The sequence below is a fragment of the Chryseobacterium sp. Marseille-Q8038 genome, assembly GCF_965111995.1.
The window spans coordinates 307,798-328,471 of the sequence record NZ_CBCOPN010000001.1 but is presented as its reverse complement, the minus strand read 5'-3'; the positions used below and the strand labels follow the sequence as shown (position 1 = coordinate 328,471).

The following is a 20,674-nucleotide window of genomic DNA, read 5'->3' as shown; positions in this document are numbered from 1 at the left end:
TTGCTCAGATTCCCATCTGACTATTTTTCATTAATAGAATAATTACATTCGATCCTTACATTTCTGATTTCACTTATGTCACCACCATACCAGATATCCTGGTTGAGTCCGGCATATAAGTAGTTTGTAGCTAAAAGACTATTGGTATCCTCGTCAAAAATGGTGCATTGTATAGATCGATTCACTTCCGTAAGGTCTGCCTTATAATTAAAGCTTAAATTATCAGCTATATCATAATGATCAGTAACAGAGTCTTCAGCTGTGAATCTCGAACTCCAGTTACTTCCAATTACCCTGTATTGTATAGGTACTTCTGTTTTATTAACAAACTTAATATTTGTATTTATAACGTTTACCTTTCTTCCATAATCCTGTTTATAAATTTGTATGGGCAACCTTTTGCCCTCCAGCACCCCTAAATCAAAACCTTCAGGAATAGTATTCAGCTCATTTCCAAACATTTTTAAAATGGTATAGCTTGGGCTTAATTCATATCTCAAAAGATAATATTCAGTTTCTTTTAAAGTTTCTTCTAATATTTCCTTTACTTTAAACGTATACGGTGCGCTGCCTAATAAGAATTGCTTTTCCACAGCGTTGTCAGTTTGTCTTACGGTTACCACCTGATCTTCTTCATCCTGTGAGCTAACAACAACCCTGAATTTTAAATCTCCAATAATGTTTGTAGAATAGTAAATAAATGCATTCTCAATAAGTGCCAGACTATTGGCAAGGATCGCCTTTTCTTTATTGGTCAGGGTATCTTCCCTGTGTCTTAAAGAATCTATCAGTTCCGAAAATTGGCCTTGCGTTGGATGTTTACCGGTTTCAAAATAGGTTTTTAATTCTTGCCTTGGAGTTAATTCATCTTTTTTCATAATATTTCACTATTCTTTACTATTTATATTATTTGTATGATTGTTTTTAGAGATACCAGTTAGTATCATTGATTTCAAGTCCAAAATTCATCTTTTTTTGATTCCCGTGAAAGCTTTTGGACCTTCCGATTCTGTAGTTGCAGCACCTGTTATTTTTGTAAAACTGAATGGCCTGCTTCTTAAATTTCAAAGCTCAAAATTCATCCTTTTTTTATTCCTGTGAAAGTTTTTTGCCCTTTCGGTTCTGTAGTTGCAGTATCCTTTTTTTCCGAATAATTAAATAACAGTTTCTGCATTTCTGTTTAGTAAACCCGTTCTGTATCTATAATAAAAAAGGCTCGGATTATAAAAATCCAAGCCTTGCTTTTTAATGTATATCCTTAAAAGACGTAATTCCTTTTATGAACAGATTATCAATCCAATTTAAAGAAGAAATATACTACCGCTGCCCATTCTTTTTTGATTCCCCTGGCATACCCGATAGTACTGTGGCTGCTGTTTTCAACCGTTCCATCATCTTTGATGTACCCCATAGTGGAATGACTGCTGTTTTCTACAGTTCCGTCTTTTTTTACATAACCTACCGTAGAACGGCTTTTGTTTTCAATAGTTCCGTCACTTTTAATATAGCCAATTGTGCCGTGACTTTTATTTTCAATCGTACCATCGTTTTTAATATATCCCACCGTGGAATGACTGCTGTTTTCTATGGTTCCGTCACTTTTGATATATCCTGTGGTACTGTGGCTTCCGGATTCTATAGTTTGGGCGCCTACAGAAAGACCGAATAGCAGGGAACAAAAGAATAGTATTTTTTTCATAATCAATATTTTAATGAGTTGTTAACTTTGGTTATTTGATGTATTCAAAAGTATTGATTATTCTTTTATGTTGGATGATTAAAATAAAACTGTAGCTTCCTTTTCGGAGGGAGGAGTTTTTTGAAAGAAAAAGCGAAATTTCTGTTTAGAAATTTCGCTTTCATTTTTAGTTATTGTTCAATAATATTCCTAATATGATTATTGAGGTATAATGAAAGATACTTCATCTTCATCCAAAATATAAAAAATTAAAATATTCTTATCTAAATGAACTAAACATGGAATATTATTTTTTAGATAATTTTCTCCTAATTCAGAATTAATAAATATATCATTTTCATAATCAAAATTTACATACATATTCTCTGAATATTGAAGAAATTGTGGTAATAGTGCATTGTTTTGTAGTTCTACAAAAGTGTTTTGAGATATGGTATTATAAGTTGTTTCACACAAACTCAAATACATAAACTCTTCTTCCACATATAATATTAATTCATCATGTATGACTTTATTTATCAATTCATTGACTATATTAATATCTTGAATACCCGACAAATATTTATTTATTATTTCTTCGTTCTGAGTAATAAAATATTTTGATTTTGGATTGTTTAAATCTATGATTATTTTTCCCATAATATTATTTTTAAGATATCAAATATACTATTTATAAAATGCCCTCCAGTTTCCCGTTAAGTATCCCATTACCTAATGCAATTACAATGTCCCTAGTGGTAGTGTTTTCAATAGGAGTAATTTGATATGCTATCATCGTTTCATCCATTGTATTGAATATTATAATTTTTTCCTTTCCATCATATTTTGTTTGGTTAGGAATATCTTCACCTAAAATGTAACTGGTTTGTGCATAATTAATATGAACCCTATTAGCATTTGCTATCTTATTCATATTTAACACCTTATTATTTAAACCTTTTTTTACTCCATCAATGTTAACACCTAATGTCTCCTGTATGGTGACAAGTTTTATTTTTATATTTAGATATATGTTTAGTATTTTTTCTTCAATCATTTCATTTAAGATACCATGAACTGAACCACCAGAAATAATAGGTTCTACAATTGTAAAGGAGATATCAGCATTTTTATTTTTTTTCATACTTTGGTGAATATGCTTCACTATATCTTCGGGTTGTTGGCTTTTATGATTTTTACCTGTTGCTATATCTCTTGGCATTTTTTGTATCTTTTCATTTTTGATAGAAGTACCTTTGGTTACCGCATCTCCCAAAAAGGATCCACCCGTTTCTGTAGTAATAATATATTCTCCCGTAATTTCCTTACGCATTTCCTGTAATGCCTGCTGATATTCTCCCACAAACGGAGAATAAATAGCTCCCTGATGGATTTCCCATTTACGAATACCTCCTGTATGTGAAATCATATCTCTTCTCAACTTATTATCAATTTGTTTGTTCAATTCTGGTACACTTGCAATAAATTTAAGCATATCTTCTCTGAATTTCTCAGGATATTCTCCTTTGTTTATGTCGTATTTTTCATTTTTTACAAAAGCAATTTTCCGAATACTGTATTTCAGTTCCTTATCATCTAAATCCCTTGTAACATCAACTCCTTTTTCTTTCGGATTTACTTCTCCTTCAATGTGAGAAGTTTCCTTTCCTTCCTTATCTACTTTGGTTGTAACAATTTTAAGCTCCTTCAAATCATAGGTTTCTTCCAATACATCTAATCTTTTTTGGATTTCCTTTTTGTCAAGGCTTTCGTCATTCAGGAGTTTTGTACCCTTCGCAATCCCCTTACGCAAGTCATGTTTCATTTCTTCTTGCGTACGAGTTTCTTTCTCTTTTTTGTCTTTACCTTTCTTATCTTTCTTCCCAACACCCAATTTACTTAACAGTTTACCTGCTTTACTCTTCACAAACGTCCAGAACTTAGTAATTGCCTTCACAATACGCTCACGTATTTTACGTATTACCCCAACAACTTTATCTGCTAAGCCTCCAATTCCCAGTAATGAAGCTAAGAAACCAATCAATACAGGAACAGCTCTGCCTAATGCATTTTCTATCGATTTGGCCACTGCTCCTACATTTCCACTGGCAATTGCTTTTATACTATCAGTAAAGGCTTTTACCAGTTCCATGATTTGTGCAGCCCGCTGGATGAAGAATTTCACCACATCTATAATGGCCATTGCTGCTTTTATAAATGCTCCTACCGGAGTAAGCAATCCCATCACCCATTTAATACCTGCCTGGATGACCTGTGTCTGGATAATGTCCATAATAGCATCCATTACCGTCGCTTTAAGGTCAGCAAACTGATCTTTCAAATGCTCCCAAAGTCCGGCAACACCTTCTTTACGAACAATTTGTACCATTTCAAAACTTGTTTCAAGAACTTTCATTACAGGTTCTCCTATTACTTTGGATCCGATGGCTCTGATACCACTCCATGTTAAACCAAGCACCTGTGTGGTAATGGAGAAAATTCCTTTTAGAGAGAATACATCTTCCGGCATCGTAATAGAAATACCTTTCATCGCTCCGGTCAGCCATCCGAAGAAACCGGTTTTAAGATGAGTCCAGATGTTATTCCCGAAATTGGTAAACCCTTGCGAAACTCCGGCAATAAGATTTTTGAAAAACCCTATCGGATCCATGATAATCGCCTGAATGGCACTCATAACACCGGACAATAAATTGGTAAGCGTATTTTTAATTTCAATAATAATGGCAAACACACTGGTTCTAAGAGCATCAAGAGCCTGATTCACCCATCCGCTATTTTGTGTTTTTAAGTCTGCAATTCTGGCATCAATGCTTGTTATATTGTCTGCGTATTTTTTAGCCAACACATCAATTAATGCATCCTTTTTACTGTTTACGCTGTCTTCCAATGCATTGAATTTGCTTTGGATCTCTGCAATAGCATCTTTTCCAATTTTTCTTAAACTTGGCGATAAACTGTTGACATAAGTCTGTACCTCTTTTTTGCCTTTAGCAATTCTGGTTTTGGCTGCATTAAGCTGCGTGGTAACATGGGTTGCGATTTGGTCAATAAATTTATCCATGACTTTAATGTACAAGTCCTTACCACTGTCAAAAAATTTGTTGACTTCTTTAGGTAAGCCTGTAGCTTTGTCCCATAACCATTTCCCAGCTGCCACTAAAGCTCCGTATTTTGCATAGGCATCCCCATAACGTTTCTTTTTATAAGCCTTCATTTCTTTATCAACATGGGCTTCAAATGCTTTTTTAGCTTCTTTGCTGCCATTATCAAATTTTTCGGCCACCGATTTGTCCAGGTTATTTAAAATACCATCCACATCGGTTTTAGAAGTAAGGTAAATACCATTAATATGATCGGCAATTTCTTTTCGTTTCTGGCTGTCTTTGCCTGAGGTTTGCTTTTGTTCACCATGTACATTGCCTAGTCCGCCTTTTCTCGCACCATGGATGCCACTAATATGATGCTCCGCCTGGGCTTGGGCTTCGTTACGGGTTTTAGACAGCTCTTTATTTTCGTTGGTTCTGAACTGTTGAGTTACTGCAACACTTTGGGTTTTGGCTTTGTTCTTTTGGACCAAAGCATCTGTAAACGTAGGTTCATTAGATTTTGCCAACATCGTATCGGTGACTCCATTGGCTTTCATTTCACTGTCGATACTTGCTGTTTGCTCCTTAATAGGCTGTTCTACGCTTGCTGCATTTCTTTTCACCGGCATCGCTTTCGCTGCATTTGGCGTACCCGGAGCATTCCCTACATTTTGTGTTGGCATTTTTGCAACGGCACGAACAGGTTGTGCAGCTGTATTAGGTTGTGCAGCTGTTGCAGAAGCAATATCATTAGAGGCTACATTCTTCTCTTTTTTAACATCACCTACTGCCTTTTGATTTACTTCCTGTATATTATTATGTTTCTCAAACTCATCTGCCTGCTCTTCATTTTTCGGAAGCTTAATATTATGTATTTTTTCACTTAGCAAAGCTTTAAAATCTTCTTTCTTGAACAGCCCAGGTTTTTGTTCATCCATGGTGTTCACTTGGCTTGCTTGCGCCATACTCTGACGTTCGTTGGCAGGTGATGGTGCTGCAGCTTGTGCATCATTGGTCGCTTTGCCTGATGGTTCGTGTTGTTTCTGTAACTTAGCTGTGGTACTGATCCGTCCGCTCAATTCTATAAATCCGGGATTGTCTGTGGCATTTGCAGAGGTTTTAGTTTCCGCATCAGCCTCCACCGTTTTATCTGCAGTGACTGACTGTGGTTTTTCTACAGCAGCAATTTCCGGTTTCTTGGAAACTGCTTTTCCTGCCGTCTTTGTATCCGGTTTTACTTCCTGAATGCTCTTGCTTTCCTGATACACTACAGCTTGTTCCTGTACTGTTTTGGGAAGATAGGTTCCGGATTTGAGTGTATGATAATCTTGTATTTGATTGTCATTCAAAGTAGACATATAGCCTTTTTCCATTTTCCTGGTGTCGGGATGGTTGATATCTCCGGTTTTCGCCAGACTCTCCTGGAGTTTTCCATAATTTTTTTCTGATCCCTGGCCATAAATGTCTTGTGAATCATGAACCCCCGCAATAGTACCATTGAGGTTGAGCAGGCTATCATTGGGACTTCCTGATCCCGCATTAATGCCCCGATTTCCGGATTTTTGTGTCTGTATACTGGCCCTATCTACCTCAGCCAAAGGTACAACTGCCGGATCTTTCGGCTTTTGCTTTTTGCTCTGGTTTTTATGGGCCTTATTGTCTTTTTCTACAGGTTTTGCTGCTTTCATTGACTTAGTTTTTTAATTTCATATTGTTTTAAAAGACCTATAGGCACAACTAAGATATTGTGCCTTATAGGGTGCCTGCCGGGTTGGAAAAATCATACCGGGTGAGGTAGATTCTTTAAGAATGTAAGTAAATAGAAATGGTATTTGACTTTGAGAAACAGGCAACACTGAACCATTTCCTTGTTTGTTCTCTTGCTTTTAAATTTTCAGGTTTTTTAAGTTTTAAATCCACTCTTTTCCGGGAGAATATCTCTTTTGGAGTGATTGATTCTGTCATTACAGTAAAGACTGTTTCAGAATCTTTTTATGATTTCATATCATCTTTTTTTTCTTCTTCTTCATCAGATGGTCTGTTTGTATTGACACCACATCTGTTTTCAATAAAAAGATTCACTGCTTTATCAATCCAGTTAGGCAGATTATTAGTGATCATTTTCAGGAATTTATCATAACCATATCCCAATACAAACAATACTCCTGTTGAATACCATTTGTCATGCAATTCAGCTCTGTTCATTAAATAACTCATCGTAAAGCCTACGATTACTACGATTACCAATGTGATAAAATGTTCCCATGGCTGTTTTTTCTCTTTATTTTGTATGGAGACCAGTACCCTCAGTAATCCTCCTGAAAATGCTATTGCAGTTCCGATTAACAGGGCTTTTATACTATCCAAATTCATTCTTTTCTTCTCTATTATTTATTAAAAATTTTAATTTTCAAACCACTTTCAGATGTTTAATTATTCCTGAGACAGGATGTACATATCATCTAAAAACTTTCTGATTTTCCGGATATTTTCGCTCTCATCCGCATACGCTAACTCGTCAATAATATCACTGATATCTCTCCCTGGTTTCTTCAGTTTTTCCTTATCTTTTTTCTTTTTTTTCTTTTCTTTTTTTTTCATGGCTACTAGAATTTTATTAAATGAATAATTGCTTTTTAGTTTTTTTTAATTGATTTCTCTTCCAATACACTAAGGCCAAACGGTTTCTTTTTACCATTCTTGTTTCATTAAAACAACAGAACGACCAAGCAAAAACCGTTTTTCACCTTAATATTTTACCTATAATTTAAATTTGAGAAAGATATCAGAGCCGCCTTTTAATCTCATGTTTGGGGCTGTTGAGGATTTAGCAATAACTTTGAATCCTTTTTTATCTTTTTAGAATGAATAATTTCAAGACATGAATTATGAATACACACTATCTACAAACACTATCTTACTGATATTCACATTACAACATTATATTAAATGGTAAGGATTGAGCTTTCTTCCGTGACCATGTCTATGGCTGAAGAATGATGTTATAAATTGTTCTTTCAGACAAAAACAACATTTCCATCAGCTCGTTGACAATCACTTTCATCTGTTTATCCTGATTACGTTTTACATAATCAATGACAAAATCTTTTCTTTTTTCGACTAATTCTTTACTACGTTTCATATTCTATGGTTAAAAGTTTTTTTTGGTTAAATAGTTTTTTCCGAATCAGACAGGCTTCCTCTTCTTACCTGTTGACCGTTTGATAAAGTCATTAGAATCCCTAAAGACGAATATTCCGCCTTCTAAAAGATGTCTAATTCAATTAATTTTGTTTTTTAGAAGCCGGTACCGGGTATTTCCCAATAAAAATCTTACCCTGACTTCTTTATTTTACATTTCATTTGCCCTTTCAGGATGTATTATCAACTTTACTGACAACTATAATTAATCGATATTTTATATGTTGGACAGTAGTGTTATTCTACATTTTGGGTTTGTTTTTTATTTTCAGGAAAAACAAAGAGCAAAATGATTGCTTTATTCAGATATTTATCAAAAATAAACGCATTTTTATCATCAATGAAACAATACAAAAACGAACAAAACTCAAACAAAGCAATATAAAAAAACGCACTTTTTACATTTTACAGACGATTTAAAAATTTCCTAATTCCTACTTGCTCCGGACAAAACAAAAAAAGAAAATATCTGTATTTTAAATATATTATCTATAAAATAAACTTTCAACTCACTTATTTACATTTAATTACAAACAAAAAGTAACATTTTAAAATATTAAAAAAATATTAAATTTTAAATATAATTTTGTACATTTGTACTGTTCCAACTTAATGACTAAACAAATATACGAACATTGTTCGTTTTTCAAAATAAAAACGAACATTTTGTTCATTTTTTTTTACAAATAACTATAAACATATCAAAATGAACTATTTAGAATTCAAAGAAATTAGAAAGAAACTAAACATGAAGCAGGCTGATATAGCAAAATCTATAGGAGTAGGCACCAGAGCCGTGCAATATTGGGAAAAAGGCGAACGAAAAATACCGGAAACAACAGCTTACTTTGTCACCAACTTACTTTTAAAACAACAGGAACTCAATGATGACAGTGCGTCTCCAGTGGTTTTTTCAGATTTAAAGATCATGCACGTTCCATTAGCGAATCAATATGCACAAGCGGGATATCTGAGTAATTTTGCTGATGAAGAATATATAGAAAGCTTACCCACTATTCCTTTTACGGACGATATAGAGCACAGAGGTGAATATATGTGTTTTGAAGTGAAAGGAGACAGTATGGATAACGGCTCATACGAGAGCTATCTGGAAGGCGATATTATCTTATGCAGAAATATCAGACAGGATTACTGGATGAGTAAACTGCATTATGATAAGTGGGATTTTGTAATCGTTCACAAAGAGAAAGGAATTTTAGTAAAGCGAATTGTTAACCATGATGTTGAGAAAGGCATTATCACCCTTCATTCTCTGAATGAATATTATGAGGATTTCGAGATCCATCTTAAGGATGTTGCCAAACTTTTCAATATTATAAGTACAAGACGTAAAAACAACAGAAGATAACTGCCCAGGAAATAAAATCCTCAATTTCTTGAGGATTTTATTGGGGTATTTTGGTGATTTTTTTAACAGGTAAGGCCTGAAATACCTTCTATCCTTGCTGTGTTGGAATTTACTTCATACACCACACTCATATCAAAATCCGGAAATCTTATCCACCTAATCCCATTCTTATTAAATCCAATAAAAGGATCCATATCAAACTCTTCCAGATTTCCCGGAACTGCCAAGGTTATACCATCCTTTAAATAAATTAAACTTCCTATTTTGGGTTCAGGGGTATTCAACATCACATACCTTTTCCAATCATCCTCTCTTTTACAAATAATTTCATTATCTCTACCATAGTTATCTGGTATACAAAAGGCTTGTACAATTTTTTGAATAGTCCATTCTCCAGCTTCAAACACAGACACATCCGACCACTCTGAAACTCCTGTTTCAGACCCAGCTGAACAATATTTTCTTACTCTCATATAATAAATGCCTTTAAGAATCTTTGCCCTATTCATATCTATATATTCAGGAGAGTAGTAATTAACACCCCTTTGTGAATAAATAATATCTGTAAATTCAGCATCTGTTGCTATTTGATATTCTACTGCAACAAAATTTGAATAATTATCCAGTATATATGACATTACTAACTGACCATCATTCTCTGCGGCGACTTTATTAATAGACGGTTTTTCACAAGAAGCACACATGCCTATTTTAAAAAAACTTTTACTTTCGGCACTCACATTCCCTGATAATAATTCTATTCTCAAGTCGTAAGTACCAGGAGCCTGAATGATGGGAAGTTTTACCAATTCACCACTCGCAGGCACTGGATTTAACTCTTGCTTTACATCTTGCTGCCCTGGTCCCTGCTTTTTATAGTACGCAAATGCATAATCTACAGACAAGGAAGATGTATAATCGATATTAAATGAAATTTTGCAATCTTCTGCTGCTTCCATTATTTTATGTTTTAATTGTTATTATTATGTTTTCATTTATATTTAAGAGGGTGGTTTGAGTCTAAAGAACCGCATGAACACCCTCTTATAGTATAGTGTAATACATAAAATCTATATCTTGAACTCTTCGTTTATGATCAGATACAGAAGTCTGATTATTACGCCAGATTTACATTCACGTCTTTGAAATCAAATGCATTACTGTTTGCATCAAAAACCATAAATCGGAATTTATAGTTCCCAGCGGCTAAATTAGTAACCTTCAGGAATGGTTTTTCAATATCATAGGTAAGTATAGCTACAGATGGGCCACTTACCTGAAACCAGGAATAAAGAAGCATTGATAGTTCACCAGCATTTGCGGCTCCTTCCAATATAAAAAATCGATCTTTCACAAGGGCTTTTGTATCGCGTGGTTCAACGATAACAATAGGCTTAATGCTTTCACAGCACTGTACATGTTCTCCTTTTGAGAAATCGATATTGTTTATTACAACAGATGCAGGCTTGTACCAATTGGTTAACCTCATGGTCTGAGTACATTCTCCGTTACTCACCGTCACCATTATGGTGGGATTTCCTTCCGGATTCAGATTATACAATCTATGAATTGTAATTCCATTGATATCCGGTTTAGGAAGCGGGCTACCATCAGCACTGTAGGTATAGTCTCCAAAGTTTGGTCCGGTAACTTCAAGGTATACTTTTGTCTCATTTGAACCACCCGTAGGATAATCAACAGATTTAACAGATATTGCAATATTCGGCTGCTTAATAACCTTGATACTGCAATTGGTTTGTTTTCCGTTCATCGTAAAAGTAATGGTCTGACCATGGAATGCAGGATCCACTAATTGCGGATTGAAGGAACCAGATACAACACCCCCAACAGAAACACTACCAACATACGCCTTTATAGATCCATTCTGAGGGATTACATCAACAAAATCTATAGGTTTGGCTTCAGAGCAAATAACATTTTGCAGCAAACGTAATGAGGTATACCAATCTCTTACAGATATACTTTGAAAACATCCGCCGCCAGTCACTTTCACCCCTATTACCGGAATATTATTTGGATTCAGATTGGTGTATTTATAACTTATCTTACCATTTATAGGTTGTGGTTGAGTATACTGTCCATTCCCCAGGAAATCCCATTCGTACATATAGTCTGTAAAGTAAGGTCCGGAAACGTCAATGTTTATTATGGTTTCTATTGAACCATTTGCTGGATAATCAACAGTATAATTAACGTTCACTTTAGGTGGTGGAATAACCTTAATACGGCAATTAGTTGCTTTATCGTTTACAGTAAATGTAATGTATTGGCCATGTAAGGTAGGGCTTACCAGATTCGGAGCAAAGGAATAGTTCCCATTGCCGGATCCAACAACACTAGACTCAGCACCAAGACTGGCTTTTACAACCCCATTCACAGGAAATAGGTCAATAAAAGGTATAGCGTCGGCTGCAGAACAAATAACATCTGTTGCTAAACTTACCCGAACCGGAACATCATACCAATCTCTTATTGCAGTACTTTGATTACATCCTCCACCTGTAACTTTCACCCCTATCACAGGAATATTTTTTAAATCCAGATTGGTGTATTTATAACTGATCTTACCATTTACAGGATTTTGTGCGGTAAACTGTCCCTGACCCAGGAAATCCCAGCTGTAATTATATTCTGCAAAGTACGGCCCTGAAACTTCAATGTTTATTGTTGTTTCTGTTGAACCACCACTTGGATAATTAACAGTATAAGCAAAATTAACTTTAGGCGGCGGAATAACCTTGATCTTACAGTTAGTAGATTGTCCGTTTACAGTAAAGGTAATTTCCTGACCATACAACGTAGGATTCACTAAATTCGGAACAAAGGAATAGCTCCCACCGCTGGATATAACACTAGCTTCAGCACCAATACTGGCTGCCACAACTCCATTCTCAGGAAATACGTCAAAAGGTAAAGGATCGGCTGCAGAACAAATAACACTTGCTGGCAAGCTTAATCGAACCGGAGCATCGTACCAGCCTCTTATAATAATGACCTGGGTACATCCGTGACCGCTCACCTCCACTTTTATCAATGGAATGTTTTTAGGATCCAGATTATAGAACTCATAGCTTACATTTCCGTTTTCATCCGGTTGCTTGTTAATGACATGTCCATTATTCAGGAAATCCCAATTATAAGTGTAGTCTGCAAAGTCTGGTCCTGAAACTTTAAAGTTTACCTCCGTTATGATAGACTCACCTTCCGGATAGAAGACATCGCCAACCGCTATATTTATTTCCGGCTGTGAAATAACTTTGATACTGCAGTTCGTAGGCTTCCCATTCACTGTAAAAGTAATTTCCTGACCATGGAACTCTTCACCTACTGACTTCGGATCAAAGATATACTGTCCATTGCCGGATTGTTTTACTCCACCGCCAACACTTGCTTTTACAACTCCATTCAAAGGGAATACTGTAAAAGGTATAGGACTGGCTTCAGCACAAATAACAGCAGTAGGCAAACTTAATTTAACAATTGCTTTTGGCGTACAACAGATGTATGGAAGTGAAAAGTCTGCGATAATTTTTGGATTTTTTATGGAATCGTAAACCATTATAAAAGTCCCTCTTCTTTCAACGCCCCGTTTGTGTTCTAACCCTGAGTTCTTTTCTATATATTCATTGAAATAAGCCTTTGACAGATCTTTATTGCCTACCAATTCTTCTAAAGACAAAAGCATAATATCAAATCCCAGCTGCTGCTTATCCCTGATTTCTTTTATCTGTTCAAAAGCAATTCGGTGATCCATCCCCTGATGGCCTTCTATATTATAAAACGAATAGTTATCTATATTGAGGTTTAGAGGGTTTTCTTTTTCAAACAGCCCTACTGGCACCCACTCCGTATCAAATGTCAAATTATTTCCAGATGAACGGTTGCTGGTCTTATCAAAATTCCATGTTTTTAAAAATTCTTCTGTAGCCTGGTAGTAGAAAGGAACCGCCTTATTGCTCAGAGGATTTAATTTTTGCGATGGGGTAATTTTAACCCGCACTTTATTTTTAATAATATTATCAGGATTAAAATTTCCCGCTTGTTGATTAAAACGATTGATTAAGGTTTTAACTTTTTGGGTCGCTTTTTCATCGTCTAAAGCAGGCGAATTATAAAACTGATGTCTTGAGGAATCCAGCTGGACATCTGTTATTAGTTTCCCAAGCATGATGTGTTTAGGAAAAGAGGCAAAATCGGGAAGACATTTGGTAAATGCTTTAGGAAGTAATTCTATGATTTCAGAATAGGTATCCATCAAATCCTTTATCACATCATAAGTATACTGAAAGCCTGTTTCCTGATTAATAACTCTGTCTAGTGATATTTTGAAAGATTCATAGCTGGCACCTGGAATTCTTAAAATTTTAGCAATTGCTGAGATTTTTTCAAAAATACTCTTCCCATAATCAGCTTTATCTACGGCTTTGATATACATCTTTTTTAAATCAGAGACTTCCACCTTGTTTTTTGACACAAAACGTTCTAAAATAATACGGTTTTGTTTTACAGGCTCCATGATATCTTCTATAAACAAAGGATGAGGCTGAAGACGATCTTTTCTTTTGGGTGTAACGACACCTGTTATGGGGTCAGGCAGAGAAAAACCTTCTTCTCCAAGAATATGAGTAATACCGCTTGCTGTAGTAACTAATACCTTAAGGTTTCTGATTTGTTGTATTCCATGATTATCACAGTCAACACCTCTACAAGGTTTAACTTCTTTTTCATAATCCTCCAAATACAGCAGCAGGTATTTGTCTTCTAAATTTGTAAGGTTATTAATAGACTGAAAATCCGTTCTTGCTTCCTGAGCTGTTGCCAATTCCCATAATTCTATCTGCTCGCTTCCTTCATAAAAGGACGGATATTTTACTTTAAAATTATCATATACTTTAAAGTGGGTAAATTTTTTATTTTCCAGATCTACCGTTTTCAGATCACTCATATACAGATCTTCACTCGTCTTGCTGGTAGTATTCAGGGTGAGTAAATCTCCGTCGGTGGTAATTGCCGCTCCCTGTGAAAGCTGTATGCTGTTCAGCAGCCTGTTTTTATAAATAAGTGTTGGTTTGAGACCGCATACAATACCTACTCCCTGCAGCAGTACTCTGGACAAACGGTCCTGATCTTCGAAAAAATCCAGAAACTCATTGAACTGATCCGGATCTTCTATATACTGTCCTTTACTGAATTTTCGATATTGAACTGATATATTACTTAATTGATTCTTCATTGTAATTCATTTTTTATGATTGTATTAAGCTGGTAAATAACTTCTCAGGCAGAAACCCGCCTAAGAAGTTATTGTTATTATTAAGGAATGTTATAACCCAGCTCTTGAAGCGCACCAACAACTTTACTCAAGTAGTTTTCAGGAGTATCTCCATCAGGAATATTATATTTGAATTTTACTTTTCCTGCTACCACTTCGGATTGAAGGTTGAATTGTGAAGGATAAGAAGCATTAGAACCATTTTCTACTGCTTTCATAAGCTCCTGGAATCTGGCATCTCCATCTACCTGGAACACTATTCCTCGATAATAATTAGGATTATTTGTACCAAAATTGTTTGCAATTCTGGTTTTTAAAGCCTGAATATCATTTGAGAAACCATTTGTTCTAGGAGTAATAGACTGATAGCTGTGATAGATAGAGTCTGCTTCATCCTGGAAGACCATAACAATTACATTCCCTACCGCTGCCTGTCCACCTTCCATATTCAGGAAGTCGAATGTTCTTTCTGAACTTCTGGATACCACCTGTACTTTCTCATCGTATGCTACAGAATCATTTCCATATAAAGGCAACAATCTGTTTTTAAGTAAGGTTGCTTTCATCGTTTCCAATGGTCTTAAAGTTGAGTTCATAGAACCTGAAGAATCGAAATAAATAAATATTCTGGTATTTTTGTTAATCACCAGTTTTAACGTAACCGGAGTAATCGTAAATGTTGTGCTACATCCATTCGGATTTTTAACCGTTAAAGTAGGCCTGAAAATATCTTCCTGATTGGCTACTCCTAATGAATAGGTATGCGTAACATTCCCATTGGTATCCGGCACCTGGCTGCCTGATGAATTATCACCAAAATTCCAGTTATAAGAATATCCTGCCTGATGACCGCTCACGTTAAATGTAACGGTTGCTTTTGGATCATTAACATCTTCACCATAGACAACTTCTCCTACAGTAACGTTAATAACAGGTTCTGCATACACTACCATCGTAGATTCTACAGGTTCATCATTAACGGTAAACGTGATTGTCTGCCCAAAATAAGTGGAGCTAACCAAACCTGGATCAAATAATTTCTGACCTCCGGACTGTGTAACGGCAGGAATCTGAGTACCATTTACAAATGCTTTTACCTGAGCGTCTAGCGGAACGAGTGTAAGCGCAACCGGATTATCTCTTTGACATAGCTTGTTCGCTGGCAATACCAAAAATACAGGCTCTTTTTTAGAACAGCACAAGTAAGGTAATGAAAAATCCGCAAGAACCTGGTTATCAGACTCTGAGTTATAAATCAAAGCAAAGGTTCCACCCGGTTCTACACCAGCCATATGTTCAAGACCTGGTTTTCGCTCTACGAACTCGCTTAAAAGCTCGCTTACAACGTCTTTTTTAGGATCTTGTTTTACAACGGTAATTCCTTCAGGTGATCCTTCTTTTGAGAATTCAGCCTGGTTCAGTAATCTTAACTGTTCATCAAGTTTAGAAATGTTCAGTAAAGTATTCTGTGAATTGCCGGCTCTGTTGCTGACATCAGTGGAAATGGATACCAACTGCTTTCTAAGTTCTTCTATAGATACTGTTTTTTCCCTGATTGGCGGCTCGCTGCCAGGTTTTTCACCTTTATCCAAGACCAATGCAATGACATCAAAAGCTAACCCGTATTGTGTTTTAAGGTCATTGATGTTTTGTAATGCTGTCTTATAAGGCATTCCGATGTGACCTTCAATTCTGTAGAAGTCATTATTGTCAATATTATAATTCAGCGGATTCTGAATAAAGTCTTCTCCTGCTAAATTGGCCGTATGATAGCTTAGGTTGTAAGCTGACCTATCGGTTTTTGTTTTTTCAAAGTTCCATTGAGCCAATAAAGATTTATCTACATTATAGTAATACGGGATTGCTTTATGACCCAATCTTACATTCAGATTGGAAGGTGTGATTTTAATACGTCCGATATAGGATTGAAATCCATTAACTTTCTGCACAAAACGATTGGCAAGCATGATGACTCTTTCATAATTCTCATCATCATGGGTAGTAACCGGTGAATTATAAAAACCGTGACGGAAAGGAGTATATGCTCCTAATTCCTGCTTTGCTCCCACATGTCCTAACAAAAGGTGTTTAGGGAATGAAGCAATATCCGGACAGCATTCAACATTCAGATGCAGGATCAAACCTTTTATTTCATTGTAGGTATCCATCAGATCCTTTAGTAAATCATATCGGTATTGATAATCTTCTAAACCTGGAGAAGTGCCTGACAGTAAAGGGTTCAGTTTGTCAAATAATGTCTGACCTCCCAGATTCATATTGATATTAAAAGTTCCTGCAATAGAAGTAAATCCTTCACTTAATTCTGCAACCGTACTGATGGCTCCTTTAAATTTTGTTTTTAGCTGCGGTGCTGTTTTAACAAGCGTATCCAGAATAACTCTTTTGGCTTCAATATTGGGTAAACTGTCAAAAAGCTTTTCATAAACATCATGCTGTTTATAGATGGTATCTTTTGCATCTCCCCTGGCAATAAGTTCTGAAACAGATGCTGAATCTGCCAGAAGCACTTTAAGATCAGACACTTGCTCTGCTCCGTTATTGTCACAATCCGCATCCTTACATGGAGTTTCGTCATTAGAATAACTTTCCAGATACAGAATTACAATTTTATCACTTAATGAACTACGAATATCTACTACCTTTTTAAAATCTCCGGCATTAGCCCCTTCTTTCAATAACTGTTTATACTCTTGTGTTGTAAACAATTCTAAAAGAGGGATTTGCTGTCCTCCGATACGAAAATGCTCATATCCTGCGACATCAACATAATTTCTGTAGTATCTGTAATTTTTAGCCTGAAAGTCTATGACAGCTTCTGATTTTTTGTCTTCTCCCTGACGCAGTGTTATTAAGTCTCCATCCGTAGTTACCCCGGCTCCTTGTGTAATGGCAATGGTATCAAAAGGAATCTCAAGATCTCTGTCTACAGGTCTGGCTGTTTTTTCTGCTAAAGTAGGTAAGATTTCAAGCTCTATGTATTCCGATTGAAAACCACACACTACTCCCACACCACTCAGACGGGTTCTTGATAGTCTGTCCTGATCTTCAAAATAGTCTATAAATTCGTTTAATTGCCCTTCCGTTAACGCCTGATTGTCGTTGAACTTTCTATATTGGGTTGTTACATTGTCTAATTTAGTGTTCATTATTTTTCATTTTTTTTGATAAGTTCGATTGTCCTAATATGATTTTTCCGTCCAGACTGTCGTTATCATTGGCATCGCAGTCTAAAAGCCTTCCTGGTCGATAAATATTGTTTAAATGGCTGAGAGCAGTCAATAAATCCGTAATGCTGTTTCCAAGATTCATAATATTATTCCTCGATTTATCTGAGAGGTATTTTTTAAATGCTACTTCAAATTCAGCCAAATCATTCTGAGCGGTTTGTTTTTCACTCAAACGATCTCCCACCCAGCAAATTTTTGCTAAAATATGAGCAGGAATTTCCTGCCTGATCACGGTTTCCGCATAACGTCTGAAATCCGGATCCTGGAAACGATAAGCAAAGCCGGGAAGAACAACACTCACCCTATAAGAATAAGGGTCAAAAACATCTGCTTCGCAACCTTCTTCACACGAAGACATAAAGGCTTCCGAATATTCTTTCGGATCTGTTGTAGGGTTTTCTTCCTGCAGGTCATACATTATTTTGAAAGTACCTCCGATAGACATACAGCCAATACCTCCCATAAGCTTATAATCTTTAGTGGTTGGCTTTAATAATAAATGCTCAACAAGGAAAATACCCTCTTCTGTAAATTCATATTTGAAATACTTCACCGTATCTTCAATTCCTTTTTTCAATTCTATCAAATCTGAATAAGGATTGGTTTTTTTGTGAACAGCAATGACATTTTTCTGGTCATCCAGAATTTCAAAATAATAATTACCTCCTAATGAAACACGGATTTTTATATTTCCAATTATACAGTAATCCTTTTCACAATTTTTCAGTTTTTCTAATGTAACTTCAGGGTGTTTCTCATCTAATCTGGCTAATGCATTTTCAAGATCTTCCTGATCAATCTGAATGGTTTGATAAATGGCTTCATTCAGGTTTTTTACAGCAATATGCTCTGTTGTATAGCTGTTCACAGAGGATAAGATAATATTGCCGCCGGCATCTTTTATTTTCCAGGTATACGTTTTTTTACCGGCATTGTCTGTTGCTTCAATAATGGATACCGGCGACTGAGATAAGTTTCTCTGGGTATAATCTTTAATCCCCAGCAAGCGGGCAATTCTTTTCTGAACACCGGAAATATTGCTGGTATTCCAAAGATCTGAATCTCCGATTAAGGTATAATTATATCCTAACCCTCTGTCTTTACTTAGTGATGAATATTCTTTTAAGAAATTTTCTTTGTTGTATAAGACAATTTCATCGGTAGATTTCCCATACAATGATTTCATTAAGAAGGTATAATCACTGAATGTTTCCGCAAAACGGGAGATCAAGTGATCCAACACTTCATTTCGGCGTTCCACACTGTTATCCAGCTCTTCATATAACGAATCTGTAAGTTGATCATCACTTTCGGTATCATAGTCAGAAACCAACTCATCAAAGCCTTTAATATTCTTAAGAGCCTGTGTAAAAAAGGTTCTTTTTAACTTACCATTAATGCTTAATACTTCTTTTACTTTTTCAAGATGTTTGAAGTAGCCGGCAAGGATCTGATCAAAAAATAACAAATACCCTTTCATTTGTTTGGCCAGTGCTTCTCTTTCAGGGGATGAATTCCCAATAATTCCAGATTCTCCTACTCCATAGGTATCCGGAAATTCATTCAGAATCGTAGCATAGTCTGCAATATCATATGGAGTTCCCTGAGGCAATACCAACTCTTTATTCTGTCTTGCATCGTCTCTAAGTACTTCTTCTTCCCTTTTAAGAGTTTCTAGGTAATCCTGAACTTTTTTGTTATTGATATTTAACGGAAGAGATCCTTTACTGTAACTGAATGAACTCAGTTCACACAGTTCCGGTTTTCTGCCTTTTTCAATGCAGATCAGCCAATCATTATTTTGTTTGATCACGCTATCACAACCTGCAATAGACACGTCATGAATTTCTTTAACACCCTCAACTTTCATGATTTCACTGATGATATCAGAAAGACGAACTTCTCTTCTTAACTGACTGTTTTTAAGCTCTTCCGTATCAATAAAGCCATTATCCAGAAGCGGACCTTCAAAAATCTGATCTGTAGTCAGACCTTTGTCCAGCATTTGTTTCAGTGAATAAAAATGAACCTCCGGAGACAGATAATTATTGATTGTTCTGATGACTTTAGCATGCACCAGTTCTTCGTCTGCTTTACTGACAAGTCCGATACGGGCACACACTGCAACTTTCTGGATTTCAACTTCTTTAATTTCTGCCAGATCTTCGCAAAGTCCTCTGTTGGCATGGTAACTGTCTAATATTTTGATATTGACATTAGATCTTTCACATCCGATACCATCCACATCAATATCTTCGGCATAATCTACATAAAGGTCATACAATCCTTTTACGTTAAAATGTTCTGTCTTTTCTCCGATCGGTTTAAAGTCTATATCTCCGGTTTTACAATCGACATATAATATTTCATTTTTAGGAACTAGCCAACAGTTGCGGATCGGTCTTTTAAGGCTTCCAGTTGTGTTGATATCTATAAACAACTTTCTGTAGTCCAGTTCATTTAAAGGTCTTGAAGGTAAAATTTCTGCAGCCTTTAAAAACTGGGTATGAATGTCTTTATTTACCTCATCAGATGCTAAGATATCTTCCATATTCAGGTTCATCCTCATCCCAAGATCCGTGATGGCATAGCTTAACACTTCCAGCGTGGTGATCCCAGGATCATGAGAGTTATAATCGGTCCAGAGTTTTCCTCCTAGCTTTTCTATGTATTCAATCCCTGTTTTGCGTAGAAAATGAAAATCTGTCTGATCCCCGGTTTCTATATTTTTTGATATACTAATATGTTTATTTTCTGACATGATTATGTTTCTTCTTG

The 20,674-nt window shown here is 35.8% G+C and carries 12 protein-coding genes; 1 reads left to right on the top strand and 11 read right to left on the bottom strand.

Annotated elements, in window-relative coordinates; translation table 11 throughout:
• Positions 1-20 precede the first annotated feature (20 nt).
• The 7 genes from ACWPWS_RS01460 to ACWPWS_RS01430 all read right to left on the bottom strand — a co-directional run bounded on the left by ACWPWS_RS01460 (position 21) and on the right by ACWPWS_RS01430 (position 7,927).
• The gene (locus ACWPWS_RS01460) at positions 21-878 is read right to left on the bottom strand and encodes a hypothetical protein (protein WP_454045251.1); all 858 of its coding nucleotides are present in this window, start codon (positions 876-878) and stop codon (positions 21-23) included.
• 413 nt (positions 879-1,291) lie between these two features.
• On the bottom strand, positions 1,292-1,699 hold the full coding sequence (locus ACWPWS_RS01455) for a 5-fold beta-flower protein (protein ID WP_454045250.1): 408 nt from the start codon (positions 1,697-1,699) through the stop codon (positions 1,292-1,294).
• 198 nt (positions 1,700-1,897) lie between these two features.
• Positions 1,898-2,338, bottom strand: a complete 441-nt coding sequence (locus tag ACWPWS_RS01450) for a hypothetical protein (RefSeq protein ID WP_454045249.1) — start codon at positions 2,336-2,338, stop codon at positions 1,898-1,900.
• Between the two features lie 31 nt (positions 2,339-2,369).
• On the bottom strand, positions 2,370-6,473 hold the full coding sequence (locus ACWPWS_RS01445) for a phage tail protein (RefSeq protein WP_454045248.1): 4,104 nt from the start codon (positions 6,471-6,473) through the stop codon (positions 2,370-2,372).
• Between the two features lie 304 nt (positions 6,474-6,777).
• Entirely contained in the window at positions 6,778-7,158 is a 381-nt protein-coding gene (locus ACWPWS_RS01440) for a hypothetical protein (RefSeq protein WP_209783859.1), read from the bottom strand.
• A gap of 60 nt (positions 7,159-7,218) precedes the next feature.
• Entirely contained in the window at positions 7,219-7,386 is a 168-nt protein-coding gene (locus tag ACWPWS_RS01435) for a hypothetical protein (protein WP_156118455.1), read from the bottom strand.
• 382 nt (positions 7,387-7,768) lie between these two features.
• Positions 7,769-7,927, bottom strand: coding sequence for a hypothetical protein (locus tag ACWPWS_RS01430; RefSeq protein ID WP_156106583.1), 159 nt, complete (start codon positions 7,925-7,927; stop codon positions 7,769-7,771).
• A gap of 765 nt (positions 7,928-8,692) precedes the next feature.
• Between ACWPWS_RS01430 and ACWPWS_RS01425 the strand changes: the two genes are divergently transcribed.
• Complete coding sequence (locus ACWPWS_RS01425; protein WP_105680736.1) at positions 8,693-9,355, top strand: S24 family peptidase; 663 nt, start codon at positions 8,693-8,695, stop codon at positions 9,353-9,355.
• Positions 9,356-9,417: 62 nt separating this feature from the next.
• On the opposite strand, the gene ACWPWS_RS01420 is transcribed toward ACWPWS_RS01425, so the two are convergent.
• From ACWPWS_RS01420 to ACWPWS_RS01405, 4 genes are all read right to left on the bottom strand, one after another.
• Positions 9,418-10,314 (bottom strand): hypothetical protein, encoded by an 897-nt coding sequence (locus tag ACWPWS_RS01420; RefSeq protein ID WP_454045247.1) that lies wholly within the window; start codon positions 10,312-10,314, stop codon positions 9,418-9,420.
• A gap of 158 nt (positions 10,315-10,472) precedes the next feature.
• Complete coding sequence (locus tag ACWPWS_RS01415) at positions 10,473-14,609, bottom strand: hypothetical protein (protein WP_454045246.1); 4,137 nt, start codon at positions 14,607-14,609, stop codon at positions 10,473-10,475.
• A gap of 80 nt (positions 14,610-14,689) precedes the next feature.
• The gene (locus ACWPWS_RS01410; RefSeq protein WP_454045245.1) at positions 14,690-17,815 is read right to left on the bottom strand and encodes a hypothetical protein; all 3,126 of its coding nucleotides are present in this window, start codon (positions 17,813-17,815) and stop codon (positions 14,690-14,692) included.
• Positions 17,805-20,657, bottom strand: coding sequence for a hypothetical protein (locus tag ACWPWS_RS01405; RefSeq protein ID WP_454045244.1), 2,853 nt, complete (start codon positions 20,655-20,657; stop codon positions 17,805-17,807). The genes ACWPWS_RS01410 and ACWPWS_RS01405 overlap by 11 nt, the downstream gene beginning before the upstream one ends.
• Positions 20,658-20,674 lie beyond the last annotated feature (17 nt).